This window comes from Oleiphilus sp. HI0080, from assembly GCF_001635135.1.
Genome location: NZ_LWFU01000140.1, coordinates 1 through 350, shown reverse-complemented (window position 1 = coordinate 350; position 350 = coordinate 1). Strand labels below are relative to the sequence as shown.

Genomic DNA, 350 nt, shown 5'->3' with positions numbered 1-350 from the left:
AATGGTGGTTGCCGCAACATCCGGAGTGGTAAAGGTCAGCTTATCAAACAGTGCGACAACATCTTTTTTGGAATGACTTGGCTTCGCGCCACGATAGAATCGGCCGCTTTTGGCAATGTTGGTTTTGATGCCGCCAGGGTGGACGGTAATTGGCGTAACGTTGGTGTTTTTCAACTCCAAGCGAAGCGCTTCTGTGTAACCTTTTACCGCGAATTTGCTGGCGTTGTAGGCGCCCTGTGTTGGTATGCCGACCAAGCCAAAGACACTAGAGATGTTAACCACAGCTGAGTCATCAGAGCGTTTGAGCAACGGTAGAAACAGCTTTGTACCATGCACCACACCCCAGAAAT

The 350-nt window shown here is 49.7% G+C and carries 1 protein-coding gene; it reads right to left on the bottom strand.

The genetic code is table 11. From position 1 onward, the window contains the following. On the bottom strand, positions 1-350 hold a 350-nt coding region (locus tag A3751_RS01685), incomplete at both ends, for an SDR family oxidoreductase (protein WP_156492177.1).